General features: G+C 59.2%; 15 protein-coding genes and 1 riboswitch. Of the genes, 5 read left to right on the top strand and 10 right to left on the bottom strand.

From position 1 onward, the window contains the following. Positions 1-9: 9 nt before the first annotated feature. The gene (gtfA, locus tag R0125_RS12390) at positions 10-1,452 is read left to right on the top strand and encodes a sucrose phosphorylase (protein ID WP_317238377.1); all 1,443 of its coding nucleotides are present in this window, start codon (positions 10-12) and stop codon (positions 1,450-1,452) included. Here the strand turns inward: gtfA and R0125_RS16630 are convergent. Both R0125_RS16630 and R0125_RS12385 read right to left on the bottom strand, forming a co-directional pair. Then, complete coding sequence (locus R0125_RS16630; RefSeq protein WP_410797633.1) at positions 1,407-1,841, bottom strand: GFA family protein; 435 nt, start codon at positions 1,839-1,841, stop codon at positions 1,407-1,409. The genes gtfA and R0125_RS16630 overlap by 46 nt on opposite strands. A gap of 168 nt (positions 1,842-2,009) precedes the next feature. Then, positions 2,010-2,843 (bottom strand): glutathione S-transferase N-terminal domain-containing protein, encoded by an 834-nt coding sequence (locus R0125_RS12385; RefSeq protein ID WP_317238376.1) that lies wholly within the window; start codon positions 2,841-2,843, stop codon positions 2,010-2,012. A gap of 201 nt (positions 2,844-3,044) precedes the next feature. Here R0125_RS12385 and R0125_RS12380 point away from each other — a divergent pair, with 201 nt between their 5' ends. Continuing rightward, complete coding sequence (locus R0125_RS12380) at positions 3,045-3,296, top strand: type II toxin-antitoxin system prevent-host-death family antitoxin (RefSeq protein ID WP_317238375.1); 252 nt, start codon at positions 3,045-3,047, stop codon at positions 3,294-3,296. Further along, complete coding sequence (locus R0125_RS12375) at positions 3,293-3,547, top strand: Txe/YoeB family addiction module toxin (protein WP_317238374.1); 255 nt, start codon at positions 3,293-3,295, stop codon at positions 3,545-3,547. The genes R0125_RS12380 and R0125_RS12375 overlap by 4 nt, the downstream gene beginning before the upstream one ends. A 71-nt stretch (positions 3,548-3,618) precedes the next feature. Here the strand turns inward: R0125_RS12375 and R0125_RS12370 are convergent, their stop codons facing one another. The 4 genes from R0125_RS12370 to R0125_RS12355 form a co-directional block, all read right to left on the bottom strand. Then, complete coding sequence (locus R0125_RS12370) at positions 3,619-3,933, bottom strand: HigA family addiction module antitoxin (protein WP_106670515.1); 315 nt, start codon at positions 3,931-3,933, stop codon at positions 3,619-3,621. A 10-nt stretch (positions 3,934-3,943) separates the two neighbouring features. Continuing rightward, positions 3,944-4,222 (bottom strand): type II toxin-antitoxin system RelE/ParE family toxin, encoded by a 279-nt coding sequence (locus tag R0125_RS12365; protein WP_106670514.1) that lies wholly within the window; start codon positions 4,220-4,222, stop codon positions 3,944-3,946. A 156-nt stretch (positions 4,223-4,378) separates the two neighbouring features. Then, entirely contained in the window at positions 4,379-4,966 is a 588-nt protein-coding gene (locus R0125_RS12360; RefSeq protein ID WP_317238373.1) for a hypothetical protein, read from the bottom strand. A gap of 242 nt (positions 4,967-5,208) precedes the next feature. Further along, positions 5,209-6,123: a sterol desaturase gene (locus R0125_RS12355; RefSeq protein ID WP_317238372.1), complete on the bottom strand. Its 915-nt coding sequence runs from the start codon at positions 6,121-6,123 to the stop codon at positions 5,209-5,211. Positions 6,124-6,214: 91 nt separating this feature from the next. On the opposite strand from R0125_RS12355, the gene R0125_RS12350 reads away from it, so the two are divergent. Next, a complete protein-coding gene (locus tag R0125_RS12350; protein ID WP_317238371.1) occupies positions 6,215-7,117 on the top strand; it encodes a LysR family transcriptional regulator in 903 nt (300 codons plus the stop codon). 4 nt (positions 7,118-7,121) lie between these two features. Here the strand turns inward: R0125_RS12350 and R0125_RS12345 are convergent, their stop codons facing one another. Together R0125_RS12345 and R0125_RS12340 are read right to left on the bottom strand one after the other, a co-directional pair. Further along, positions 7,122-8,180, bottom strand: a complete 1,059-nt coding sequence (locus R0125_RS12345) for a ribonucleotide-diphosphate reductase subunit beta (RefSeq protein ID WP_317238370.1) — start codon at positions 8,178-8,180, stop codon at positions 7,122-7,124. Between the two features lie 29 nt (positions 8,181-8,209). Further along, entirely contained in the window at positions 8,210-11,008 is a 2,799-nt protein-coding gene (locus R0125_RS12340; protein ID WP_317238369.1) for a ribonucleoside-diphosphate reductase subunit alpha, read from the bottom strand. Between the two features lie 123 nt (positions 11,009-11,131). After that, a riboswitch (cobalamin riboswitch) is annotated at positions 11,132-11,336 on the bottom strand. A 103-nt stretch (positions 11,337-11,439) separates the two neighbouring features. Between R0125_RS12340 and R0125_RS12335 the strand changes: the two genes are divergently transcribed. Beyond that, positions 11,440-12,159 (top strand): DUF3047 domain-containing protein, encoded by a 720-nt coding sequence (locus tag R0125_RS12335; protein ID WP_317238368.1) that lies wholly within the window; start codon positions 11,440-11,442, stop codon positions 12,157-12,159. Between the two features lies 1 nt (position 12,160). Here the strand turns inward: R0125_RS12335 and R0125_RS12330 are convergent, their stop codons facing one another. Further along, positions 12,161-12,976 (bottom strand): substrate-binding periplasmic protein, encoded by an 816-nt coding sequence (locus tag R0125_RS12330; RefSeq protein WP_317238367.1) that lies wholly within the window; start codon positions 12,974-12,976, stop codon positions 12,161-12,163. 35 nt (positions 12,977-13,011) lie between these two features. Then, entirely contained in the window at positions 13,012-13,863 is an 852-nt protein-coding gene (locus R0125_RS12325) for a universal stress protein (protein WP_248181989.1), read from the bottom strand. Positions 13,864-13,886 lie beyond the last annotated feature (23 nt).

Below are 13,886 nucleotides of genomic sequence, written 5' to 3'. Positions count from 1 at the left end.
CACCGAACCATGATGCTTAAAAATGCGGTGCAGCTGATCTGTTACCCGGACCGGATCGGCCATAACCTGAAAGACCTCTATACGGTGGTCGACACGCATCTGTCCGACGCCATCGGCGGCCTGCACATCCTGCCGTTTTTTCCGTCCAACGCCGATGGCGGCTTCTCGCCGCTCACCCACAAGGAAGTGGACCCGAAGGTGGGCACCTGGGACGACATCGAAGCTTTCACCGCAAAGTACGATCTGTGCGTCGACCTGACGGTCAATCACATATCGGATGAATCGCCGGAGTTCACCGACTTCATCGCCAACGGCTTTGATTCGGACTACGCCGACCTGTTTGTGCACGTGGACAAATTCGGCGAGATCTCACCCGACGACATGGCGAAGATTCACATCCGCAAGGAGAAAGAACCCTTCCGCGAAGTGACCCTGGCGGACGGCACCAAAACCCGGGTCTGGTGCACCTTCACCGAACAGCAGATCGACCTGAATTACGAGTCCGATCTGGCCTACCAGTTGATGGAAAGTTACATCGGGTTTCTGACCTCCAAAGGCGTCAACCTGCTGCGTCTGGATGCCTTCGGGTACACCACCAAACGGATCGGCACCAGCTGCTTTCTGGTGGAACCGGAGGTGTACCAGATCCTCGACTGGGTCAACCAGGTCGCCCTGAAACACGGCGCGGAATGCCTGCCGGAAGTGCACGACCACTCCAGCTACCAGTACGCCATCAGCCGGCGCAACATGCACCCCTACGGCTTTGCCCTGCCGCCGCTGTTGCTGTATTCGTTGCTGGACGCCAACAGCACCTACCTGAAAAACTGGCTGCGTATGTGCCCGCGCAACATGGTCACCGTGCTGGACACCCACGACGGCATCTGCATTCCCGATGTGGAAGGCGTGTTACCGGATGAGAAAATCCGAGTGTTGATCGACAACATCGACGCCCGCAGCGCAGACCCCATCATGCGGCGCTCAGCGGCCAACATTCACAGCGTGGGGGCCATCTATCAGCTAACCTGCACCTTTTATGACGCGCTGATGCAAAACGACGACGCCTACATCGCCGCCCGGGCCATCCAGTTCTTCACCCCGGGCATTCCGCAGGTTTACTACGTGGGGCTGCTGGCCGGCTGCAATGATCACGAACTGATGGAGGAAAGCGGCGAACTGCGGGACATCAACCGCCATTACTACAGCCTGGAAGAGGTGGAGCGGGACATCCAGAAACCGGTGGTGCAACGCCTGCTGGGCTTGATGAAATTCCGCAGCAACTACCCGGCCTTCGATGGGCACTTCGAGCTGAACTATTCCAACAACTCAAGCGTCGCCATGGCCTGGCGCCATGGAGACTATTACTGCCATCTGTTTGTGGATCTGAACTTCAAGACCGTGAAGGTCAGTTACGTGGAGGTGGACACGGGTGAGACCACCCAACTGGCGTGCTGAAACCGATCATAAGCCTTCAGTGTACTGAGGTGGGGCACCCACGCTTGGCGCTCGGCCGTTTGAATCTGAACCGCGGGCGGTAGCGAGTTCGGGTTATCGAGAGTGGCTGTCTGAACGTCAATAAGACCCGGCAGAACATCGGCATTTCGGTAGAACAGCCCTGTGCCACACTCTGGACAGAACGAACGCATGGCAGTGCCGGATGAATTGACTGTCTTCGGCACACCGGCTGTAACCTTGACCGATGATTCAGGAAACATGGCCCATGCAACCAGTGGTGCGCCAGCACTGCGCTGGCAATCCCTGCAATGACAAACGGCCACTAAATTTGGGCTGCCTGTAATGTCGTATTTAATCGATCCACACAAGCATTGACCGGTTTGGTTCATTGTCATTTCCTCGCGAGATAAACAGTGATGTTCTTCTTGAGCAGTGACGCCTAACGCTTTTAGCAGAGGCGTGATCTTGCACCACTTTGGTGGACAGTCATTTACCGGACACTAGAGGGGTGCAAGATCATTCCGCTGGCTGGGCCTCACAGCTTAGTACCGAAGCGGTTATTCAGCTTTTGAGGAAATGGTCCCGTGCATAGAAGAAGCGCCCTCGGTTGAGTAGTCGAGAATCATTTCTTTGGGCATGCTGCCGGTCTGATAGGTCTTGTACAGGTACCGGACGATAGCGGTTGGCACGCTCGACACAAAGTCAGTGTTAGGATCCTTCAGGCACAGCCGTGCGGAAGAGCCTGCCAACTCTGCAAGCTCAGCCTCTTTGCGGCTACCGCGCGCGCACGCCTTCCACAGGTAAGGCAGCTCCAGGCACGTTAACGCATCGAATACCCTGATCGAGCCAGCATTACCCTGCGCTCCAAAAAAGATGAGCGGCTCTGCAGGCAGACGGCTTGGCACCCGCAGCATACCGAAGTAGAGCGACAGCCGGAGAGAACGCAACATCAACTTCGAGATCGGCAGCGACGAAAATGTCCGCGCCCGGGCACCGCCGCCATAGGTCTCCAGCAGGTAAGCGATGATCGCACCCGAGTCAGACATTCGAGCGCCGGTGTTGGGGTCCTCCATGTACGGAAACATCAGTTGTCCGCTCTTCTCTTGGACCTCGTGCCGATAGCGGCTGTCGCCGGCCTTCGCATAAGCCTTGATGGTTACACGCGGTGTTGGATAGACCTGCGCGTCCAGGTCAAGTTCGCTGATCACCGCACGCACGCGTTGGCAAAAAGGGCACCCGTTGTACTCGTACAACACCAGTGGTTTGATTACCGGTGTAGCCGCTGCCTCGACGCTGGCGCCTCGCCCGTTGGTCCAATGCGTCAGCAGACGGCTGCTCAGAGAGTGCCAGGTGGAATAGAACCGGCCGGTAGGACTGTGGAAATTCACCATTTCGCACCTCTTTCTGTAACGTGAATCCAGTTTCCAACGCAGGAAGTCAGCGGGGCCTCCTGCTTTGCGGCCCAACGCCGGGCTCACGAGCCTGTTTGGAGCCGCGAAGCGGCGGAAAAGCGGTCGCTGTGCAGCCGATTGTTAAATCCTCTTATGTACGATATCCTGAACAGGAACAACATCCTGTACAGGAGCAGCCTTATGGATGCCATTAGCTACACAGCCGCTAGAACCAACCTAGCAAAAACCATGGAGCAGGTCTGTGAAGACCACTCACCTGTGATCATCACCCGGAGCAAGTCACAATCCGTGGTCATGATCTCTCTTGAGGACTATGAGGCGTTGCAAGAGACCGCATACCTCCTGCGCGCGCCAAAGAACGCCCGTCGTTTGTTGGAATCCGTTGCCGAGCTCGAGCAAGGCGGTGGTCAAGAAAGGGAACTTCTTGAATGAAACTCATCTTCTCCGAGAACGCCTGGGAAGACTATCTGTACTGGCAAAAAACTGATAAAAAAATCCTTCACCGAATCAACAAGCTGATCAAGGAAACCAAGCGCGAACCGTTCGAAGGTATCGGTAAACCGGAATCCCTCAAACATAGCCTCGCTGGTTACTGGTCCCGCCGAATTAACGAAGAACACCGCATCATTTACAAGGTCACGGATGACGCTTTGCTCATTGCCCAGCTCCGGTACCACTACTGATTTAACGCGAAGCTTAGCAGCAATTTTGGAGCCTCGGAGCGGCGGAAAAGCAGTCGCTGTGCAGCCGATTGTTATGCCCTGTGCCCGATTTCGGATACAGCATTCCACGGACGAATATTCTTCAGCTGATCCTCTAGCGCATCTTCCGCAATCTCAGTGTCGTAGGCTGCCTGAGCTCGCAACCAGTAGCCATTGGACAAACCAAAAAAACGACAGAGTCGCAGGTCCGTGTCTGCGGTTATCGAACGCTTTCCCGCAATAATCTGGCCGATCCTCTGAGCAGGCACCCCAATCTCTTTAGCCAAGCGGTATTGAGAAATACCCATCGGCTCAAGGAATTCTTCCTTCAGTAACTCGCCTGGCGTTACAGCTTCAATGTTGCGCATGAGTCACCTCCTAATGGTAATCAACAATTTCGATATCTTCCGCACCAGCTTTGGTCCAGCGGAAGCAAACCCGGAACTGCCTGTTGATTCGAATGCTGTGCTGACCTTGGCGGTCACCATGCAATGGCTCCAACATATTTCCGGGCGGTACTTTAAGATCATCCAACTGGCTTGCAGCCTGGAGTTGCCGAATTTTCCTCAAGGCAACTCGCTCAAAATTGACGAAGCGTCTGACGCGGCGTCCGCTTGCCAGCTTCTCGGTATCCTTACACTTGAACGATATGATCATAGGGGAATGATGACGCAGAGCGTTATTAACGTCAAGCGTTAGTATGCGGAAAAGTAGGCGGGGAGAGGGGCATAACGCCAGCCAGCATGCGCGGCTGCGAAATGGAGGCGAAGCCGCAATGTAGTAGGCGTCGCCGTGCCTGGCATTGTTAGGCAATCAATCACTGCTACTCCAGGAGCTCGGCTCTTTATAGCGCGCAAGCATGTCAGGTTGCTCTTGGGCAACTTTATAGAAGAACTCTCCCATTTGGTTTGTTAGAACTCTCAAAAAATACTCCAATTCTCTCAACTCTTTTTCACCCAGATGCAGGCCTTCATTGAACTGAAAGTGGGTGAAATTGAAACCCATATCCTTTATGGGAAAAGTAGTAACCCTGAAATGCATTTCTTCTTCGGCCGAGTGCGCCACAATTTTTCGTCGGAGTTCCAAGATTTTCTCAACCAAAGCTTTTTGATCTTGGCTCAGGGTGATACCGAGAGCACGCAAGCCAATCGTTGTTCCCTTTCTGGTGGTTTCGAAAGGGCGCGCCATTGAGATTATCAGAGTGGTCTCATAGCACCTGAATCGACGCAACTCGACTTTGCTGTACTTAGCATCGAAATCACAATCCTGAAGCAAAAACGTCAAAGCAGAGAGCGCCTGCTGGAAATCCCAAACAGAATAGATAGCCCTTTCGAGTTGTGCCTCAGTAATGTTCATAGTGCCTAACATTTGTATATGAGTCCCAATGATCACTTTTCCCATAACCCATATCTCAATTCAACAATTCCCCAAAATTAGGCAGAAAATCCTGTCAGGTCAATAAGTTCTGGCTGTTTTCCTGACAACCATCCCAAACAAAAATGATCACCACGACCACTATCCACTTTTTCGCGCATCTCTCCATCTCACTGATCTGAAAACGAAAATTACGGATTTCTAAAAACTCACCCAGTTCATGGTCGCAATGATCATTTTTCCAGTCTTTTGCCGGCCGGCTCTAGCGGTCAGGCAGAAGGTTGAGTGGTGGTAGCCGCCGAGGCCGGCGCTGGCGCTTTTGGCACGTAGGGGCGCACATCCCAGCAGAAGTAGCGTTTCAGCACGCTGTTGGCTTCGGGCGCTTTCTGGCGCCAGCCGTACACGTTGGGTTTGCGGGTTTCGATGGCCAGGGTACCGAATATCAGCCAGTCGTAGATCGCCAGGGTGGAGGTTACGTTGCGGGCGGAGTTTGGGCCGCGGGCGTGGTGGTGGTGGTGCTGGGTCGGAAACACCAGGATATGGGCCAGTGCCCACATGGTTTTGCGTACCCAGGCCCAGCGGTGGTTGTGGAAATACAGGTCGTAGTTCCAGTTCACGTGGGTGTGGGCGGCCCACAGGCCCTTGAAGGCGGTGCCAATCACGAACACCTCCACCAGCCCCAGATACAGGCACAGCAACTGGAAGGTGTAATTGGGCATGATCAGCCACCAAGCCCAGCCGTTCACGAAGGTCTGAGTGACGGTGAGCTGGCCTTTGTTGTCCAGGCCGCCGGACATGTGGTGGGGGCGGTGGTTCATCTTGTAGAAGGCCTGCACCCATTGCAGCACCCGGTTATTGGGGCGGCGGCTGTGGGCAAGCAGGTGGAAGCTGCCGTGAATGAACTCTTCCACACAGAAAAACACGATCAGCGTGGGCCAGAAATAGGCCTGCTCCAGCCACGCCAGCGATCCGGCGCTGCCGGGGATCAGCGTGGACAGGCCCAGGGTGAGCAACAGCAACACCAGCGGTCGCTGCACCGCCACCATCATGAAGGTGGCGAGGAAGGCCATGCGCCAGTCCTGCTGGTTTTTGCGGCCATCCCGGGTGCGGCCGCTGACCACCTCCCACAGGGCGGTGATCACAATAAAAGCCGTGACCAGCATCGTCAGTTTTTGATCGTCCATTGTTGTTGTCCCCACGCGGGTTGTTTGGATGTTATGACGGTACGGCGCTCTGGTATATTTTTCTAATCAAACTTTGGTATAAGTATTATCCATGAAGCTGAATTTACGAAGCGTGGACCTCAATCTGCTGCCGGTGTTCGACGCCATCATGGAGGCCGGCCAGCTGTCGCGGGCCGCCGATGCGCTGGGCATGAGCCAGCCCGCCATCAGCGCGGCCCTGCAGCGCCTGCGCCATACCCTGGGGGATCCGCTGTTTGTGCGCACCCGCCAGGGCATGATGCCCACCCCCCGCGCCCGCGAGTTGCACGCCAGCCTCAGCCAGCAGCTGGGCGCCCTGCGGGACACCCTGGACCCGGCCAACCGCTTTGTGCCGGCCACCAGCCAGCGCTGTTTTCGCGTGCTCAGTAACGATTACTTCGAGATGGTGGTGCTGCCATCACTGCTGACGCGCATCCGCCAGGAGGCGCCGAATGTGGTGGTGGAAGTGGCGCTGGCCGACGACAACATGCCCCGCAAGCTGACGACCGCACGAGCAGACATCGCGGTGGATGCCTTCGCCACGGAGAACGATCAGTTACGGCGACAGGTACTGCTGGAGGAGCGGTTAGTGGTGGTGGCGCGGCAGGGCCACCCGGTTATTCAGGGCAAATGCAGCAAGCAACAGTTCCTGCAGGCCGAGCATGTAGTGCTGCCGGACCGCAACCGCCGCCTGCCGCTGGATCAGATTCTCAATGAACCGGGCTGGCAGCGGCGCAGCGGCGCCCGGGTCACCCAGTTTGCCAGCATGCTGGCTACCTGCAGCCGCTCCGATATGATCGCCACGGTGCCCGAGCGCATGGCCCGCCAGTACGCCGGCGCCCTGGGCCTGCAGACGCTGGCATTTCCGGCGACCCTTCCGCCGCTGCCGGTCTACCTGCTGTGGGCGCCGGTGATGGACACCGACCCCGCCCATCAATGGTTCCGTCAGAGGCTGATGGACAGCCTCGGCGCCTGAGCGGCTACCACTCCAGCTGGGCGCCGGTCTGGTACTCGATCACCCGCGTTTCGAAGAAGTTCTTCTCCTTACGCATGGTGGCCTGCTCATCCAACCACGGCGACACGTTCTTCGCCCCCGGGAAAGGTTCGTCCATGCCCACGGTGCGGGCACGACGGTTGGCCACGAAACGGAACTGCTCGCTGTGGTACTCCGCGGAATAACCCAGGATGGGGTCTCGCAGGATGTAGTTGGCGTAGGCGGTCTCCGCCGCTTCGGACTCTTCCCACATCTGGCTGACCGCTTTGGGATCGAGGGTGATGTTCTCCTCTTCCAGAATCTGGTTCACCACCTTCAGGCCGAAGGAGAAGTGCATGGCTTCGTCCCGCAGGATGTACTGCAGCTGTTCGCCGGTGCCCCGCATCAAGCCGCGGCGTTGCAGCGCGAAGATGGGGCTGAAGCCGTTGTAGAACCAGGTGCCTTCGAACACCGCCGCGAAGAACAGGTAAGACATGACGAATTCCTCCAGATCGTCGCGGTTGCGCAGGTTCATGTCGGAACGCATGGCGGCATCCAGGCGGCGGTTGGCCATCTGGATCTTGCCATTAATGGCGGGCACCACGCGGTAACGGTTGTAGATCTCGCTCTGATCCAGGTTGAGGGTTTCGATGCAGTGCTGGTAGGCCCAGGTGTGCATGGCTTCCTCGTACACCTGGCGGGCCTGGTAGATCTGCAGCTCCGGCGCGCTCATTTTCTCCATCACCGCCAGGCCGATGTTGCGCATGGCCAGGATGTCGGACGTGGTGAGGTACGCCAGCACGTTCTCGTACACGTGCTTCTCCGGCGCGGTCAGGCGGTGGTGGTAGTCGTGAACGTCCTGGGCCATGTTCACGTCCAGTGGGGTCCAGTGGTTCTTGTTGGCGTTCATGAAGTACTCCCAGGCCCAGGGGTACTTGAACGGTGCCAGTTGGTTGATGTCGGTGTCACCGTTGATCACGCGCTTGTCGTCAACGTTGACGGGGGCCGGGCCGCTTGTGGCGGCCGGTCTGGTTTGGGTGTTTGGTTCGTCGTCCCAGTCCAGCATGGTTATGCCTCCCAAAGAAAAGTAAGTGGTTACTGACAGGCTTCGCAGTCGGGTTCGTCGATGCTGCACACCTGCGGCTGGGGTGCCATGGACAGCGACGCGGCGACCGGGGCGGATTTCTCGGCGCCGGTGGCGCCCAGGGAGCGCAGGTAATAGGTGGTTTTCAGGCCCCGTTCCCAGGCCAGTTGGTACAGCGCGTCCAGCTTTTTACCGCTGGGTTCGGCCATGTACAGGTTCAGGCTCTGGGCCTGGTCCAGCCATTTCTGCCGCCGGGCGGCGGCTTCCACCAGCCAGCGGGCGTCGATCTCGAACGCGGTGGCGTAGCGGGCTTTGAGTTCGTTGGGAATGCGGTCGATCTGCTGCACGCTGCCGTCAAAGTACTTGAGGTCGTTGACCATGACGTTGTCCCACAGGCCTTCGGCCTTGAGGTCACGCACCAGCGAGGGGTTCACCACGGTGAACTCGCCGGACAGGTTCGATTTCACGAACAGGTTCTGGTATGCCGGCTCGATGGACTGGGATACGCCGACGATGTTGGAAATGGTCGCCGTGGGCGCAATGGCCATCACGTTGCTGTTGCGCATGCCGTTGCGGGCGATCAGCTCCCGCACCGGGGTCCAGTCCAGGCGGGCGGTGGTGTTCACCACCAGGTCGCCGTCGCGGCGGGCGTCCTTCAGCAGGTTGATGGAATCAATGGGCAGAATGCCCTGTTGCCACAGGGAGCCTTCGTAGCTTTCATAGGCGCCGCGTTCACCGGCCAGCGTGGCGGAGGCGCGCAGGGCGAAATAGCTGAGCTGCTCCATGGCGGCATCGGCAAACTCCACCGCCTCCGCGCTGGTGTAGGGCAGGCCCAGCTGGTAGAGCGCATCCTGAAAGCCCATCAGGCCGAGGCCCACCGGGCGGTGCTTGAGGTTGGAGTTGCGGGCCTGGGGCACCGCGTAGTAGTTGATGTCGATGACATTATCGAGCATGCGCACGGCGGTGGTCACGGTGCGTTCCAAACGCTGCACGTCCAGTTCGCCATCGTGGATATGGGCGGCCAGGTTCACCGAGCCCAGGTTGCACACGGCGATTTCATCGGCGCTGGTGTTGAGGGTGATCTCGGTACAGAGGTTGGAGCTGTGCACCACCCCCTTGTGCTGCTGGGGTGAGCGCAGGTTGCACGGGTCCTTGAACGTGATCCACGGATGGCCGGTCTCGAACAGCACGGTGAGCATCTTGCGCCACAGCTGCTTGGCGGGGATCTTTTTGGACAACGTGATCCTGCCCTGCGCCGCCAGCGCCTCGTATTGCTCGTAGCGTTCGCGGAAAGCGTTGCCCACCAGGTCGTGCAGGTCCGGCACATCGCTCGGGGAGAACAGGGTCCAGTCGCGGTCTTCGCGCATGCGTTCGATCAGCAGGTCCGGCACCCAGTTGGCGGTGTTCATATCGTGGGTGCGGCGGCGTTCGTCACCGGTGTTCTTGCGCAGCTCAAGGAACTCTTCGATGTCCAGGTGCCAGCTTTCCAGGTAGGCGCACACCGCGCCCTTGCGCTTGCCACCCTGGTTCACCGCCACGGCAGTGTCGTTCACCACTTTCAGGAACGGCACCACGCCCTGGCTTTTGCCATTGGTGCCCTTGATGTGAGCGCCCAGCGCCCGCACCGGCGTCCAGTCGTTGCCCAGACCGCCGGCCCACTTGGACAGCATGGCGTTGTCGCGAATAGCGCCGTAGATGTCTTCCAGATCATCCCCCACGGTGGTGAGGTAGCAGGACGACAGCTGGGAATGGCGGGTGCCACTGTTGAACAGCGTGGGCGTGGAGGCCATGTAGTCGAAGGACGACAACAGGTTATAGAACTCGATGGCGCGCTCGTTGGGGTTGTCCTCTTTCAGCGCCAGGCCCATGGCCACCCGCATGAAGAACACCTGGGGCAGTTCCAGGCGGGCGCCCTGCCAGTGCAGGAAATAGCGGTCGTACAGAGTCTGCAGGCCGAGGAAGCCGAACTGCAGGTCCTGCTCGGGCTTGATCGCCGCCCCCAGGCGCTCCAGATCAAAACCCGCCATGGCGTCGTCCAGCAGTTCGTAGCGGATGCCGGCCCCGATAAAGGCGCTCAGGGCCTGGGGGTAGATCTCCGCCAGCGGCAGGCTGCGGGGCAGCTCCAGCGCCGTAGCATTTTCCAGTCGCAGTTGCTCCAGCAACAGCCGGGCGGTGACCGCGCTGTAATCCGGTTCCTGTTCGATGCGGCCGCGGGCGGTCATCACCAGCGCCGACAGTACGTCTTCCTCGGCGATGCCGTCATAGAGATTGCGCAACGCGTCTTCCACCAGGGTTTCACCGTCGATACCTTCCAGCCCTGCCGCGGCCTGCTCCACCTGCAGTTTCATCAGGCCCAGGTCCAGCGGTACGGTGTCGCCGTTGGCCTGTTTCACGGTCAGGTGCGGATGCGCTTCCATCGGCGCCTGGCGCGCGCGCTCACGGGCATGCTCTTCCCGGTACAGCACGTAGGCGCGGGCCACTTTCTGCTCTTCCGCCCGCATCAGCGCCAGCTCTACCTGATCCTGGATGTCTTCGATGTGGACCTTACCGCCGGCTTTCAGGCGCCGGCTGATGGCCTGGATCACCTGCTCGGTGACGCGCTGAACGCCATCGTGAATGTGGGCGGAGCCGGCGGCCTTGTCGCCCTCCACGGCGAGGAAGGCCTTGGTGACGGCCACACTGATCTTGGCGGAGTTGAATCCAACCAGGGTGCCGTTACGTTTAATGACCTGAAGGGTTTCGGTCTGGTTTGGCGTTGTGGTCTCGGGTTGAGAGGCAGGCTGGGCTTCGGCCAGGGCAGAGCTGGACATGTCGGTTCTCCTGAATACGCGTGGTTTCCATGTCCTTCGCGCAGGCAGAGAATCGGGTAGAGGGCATCGTCGGATTACGCTTGCGCTAATCCGACCTACGATTCTGCTCACCTTATACGCGAAGGTGCAGTTGTTTTCCCTGGCAGGTCTTCGGACTCAGGGGCGTGAACCGTGTGGTTCGGCCTTGCGTGGCGACTTCCCGGCGGTTGCCAGTGTCATAGTGCACGCTTGTTCCCCAATACCGCTGCGCGTCAGTTCCGGAGTTTCACCGGATTCCCGATACCGTCGGCGTGTTTACAAAACAAACACTACATCTGGTATTTGACCAAGGATGAGAACACTATATACATGAATATCAGACGCAACAAGGCACTTTTTAGCGACACACAGGTCACTGTGGGTAACGCTTCCATCACCAACAGGGGGACATTATGAGCCGACCGCTTTCGCTGACAGCCCTGGCGCTGGGGATCCTCATCGCGCTGCCCGCCGGGGTCTGGGCGGACACCCGCATCACGCCCTTTTCCACCATGGCGGATCTGGACGATGGCTGGGAACCGCTGGAATTCCCCAAGATTGATCGCCACACCAACTATCGCCTGGTGGAGGAAGACGGCACCCAGGTGATCGAAGCCAGCACCGACAACAGCGCCTCCGGCCTGATTGCCCGCCTGGATCTGGAGCCCGGCGAATCGCTGATGCTGACGTGGCGCTGGAAGGTGTCCAATGTCTTTGACCAGGGCGATGCCCGCAAGAAATCCGGCGACGACTACCCTGCCCGCATCTATGTGGCGTTCGAGTTCGAGCCGGAGAAAGCCAGCTGGTTCGAGCGCACCAAACGCAAAACCGTGGCCACCGTGTTCGGGGAGGAGCTGCCGGGCAATGCCATCAATTACATCTGGGCCAACCGGCTGCCACGGGGAGAAACCGTGGCCAACCCGTACTCGGAGGAAACCATGATGATCGCCGTGACCTCGGGTAACGAGCAGGCCGGTGAATGGGTAACGGTGAAACGGGATCTGGTAGCGGATTACCGCGCGGCGTTCGGGGAGGATCCGCCCCCCATACGGGGTGTGGCCATCATGTCAGACTCGGACAACACCGGGGAGTCGGCCACCGCCTGGTATGGTGATCTGGAACTGGGCCGCTGAGTTACGGCGGCAGGTCTTCGGGGAAACCGGGCAACACAAAGCCGGTGCTGAGCTTCCGGATCGGAGGAATCTCGCCCCGTTCCGCCAGCCGCAGGTAGGCGTCGTCGAACGCCTCCCGCAGGTCACTGGCGTCGTGGTTGACCAGTGAGAACAGCCACGCGGTGTTGCGGGTTCGCACTTCCGACTGCCGCAGCATTCGATCGGACGGCTGCCGCAGTATTTCCATCACCGGCTGCCGGTAGTCCAGCAGGTAATCGCCACGGTTGCGCTTCAGCATGTCGATGCCGGCGCGGTGGTTGGGGGCTTCGGTAATCTCGACGTTTTTTGCTGCCTGTAGCTTGTTCAGCAGGCCGCCGTAGGTGTAGCCACCGATCACGATCAGCCGGCGCCCCTCCAGATCCTTGAACTGAGCCAGCGGCGGCGTGCCCTCCACATACCAGGCGCTGAGCTGCACCGGTAACGGGCTGGCCCAGCTCTCCAGTACGTCATCACGCAGGCTGGGAATGCCGGTTAACCCGGGCCAGAGATCGACAGTGCCGTTCTGCAGGTACAGGTAGATCCGGCCAACCGGCAGGTAAACGAACTCCAGGGTAAAGCCGGCCTCAGCGGCCACTTTACGGGTCAGATCGATGAACAGGCCGGCGGCTTCGCCCTTGTCATTGCGGTATTCAATCGGTGGGAATTCGGCGTAGGCCACTTTCAGCACTGGCCGGGTGTCGGCGGCGGCGTGGGCCGTGCCCGACAGCAGCAGGGCCCCGCTTAACCATGCCATCAGCAGGATCACGCCAACACAGAACCGGTGCCACCGTCGGCCCATAACCATCGTCTTTTTGTTGTGGGTATCACCTTAGTCTAGCGCAGAATCACCAGAGGTTTTTCCGCGGTCTTGAGCATATTGGTGGTGGTGCTGCCGACCAGAAACTGACGAATGCGGGAATGGCCATAGGCGCCCATCACCAGCAGGTCGATGCCGTGCTCTTCCTGATAGGCGTGCAGGGTTTTTTCCACATCGCCGGCACGAATCGCCAGGTGCACTTCGCAGCCCTGCGCCGCCAGCAGGCGCTCGGCCTCCTTCAGTTGCTCCCAGCGATCGTTGGTGTCCGGTCCGATCATCACCAGGTGCAGCGGGAAACCCCGGAACACCGGGCTGCTGGCCAGCAGTTCCACCCCCTTGAACGCGGTGGCGGAACCATCGAACGCCAGCATCGCGCTGCGGGGCTCGGCGTAGTCGTCCGGAACCAGCATGATCGGCCGGTGTACGCTGCGGATCACGGTTTCCAGCTGGCTGCCGATGTGAATATCGCGCTCGGTACTGGTTTCGCCGTGCAGCCCCATCACCAGCAGGCGGGTTTCGTGCTCGATGGCCAGCAGAGAATCGGTCAGGTCACCGTGGCGCTGGCGCTTGATCACGTCTGCAACGCCGTGGGAGGTTACCCGCTCCTCGGCGGCATTCAGCATGTGATGGCCCTGCTCCAGCGCCAGCTTGCTGCGCTTCTGGTCCAGTTCCGCCAGCTCTTCCATCAGGTGTTCGCGGCTGCCCAGGCCGATGGTACCGGCCAGATCGGTTTCCGCCGGATAGCGCTCCTGATCCAGCACATGAAACAGCGTCACCGGCGCCTGCAGGCGGTGGCTGGCCCAGGCCGTGTAATCACACACGGCCTGGGCCGCTCGGGAACCATCAATGCATGCTACGACCCGGGTCATCGTTACCTCGTTGCTGTCTTGTA

Origin of the sequence: Marinobacter sp. M-5 (assembly GCF_032911545.1) — a bacterium.
GTDB lineage: Bacteria > Pseudomonadota > Gammaproteobacteria > Pseudomonadales > Oleiphilaceae > Marinobacter > Marinobacter goseongensis.
Note: the sequence above shows the minus strand (reverse complement) of the source record. Positions and strands in the feature narration are given on the sequence as shown.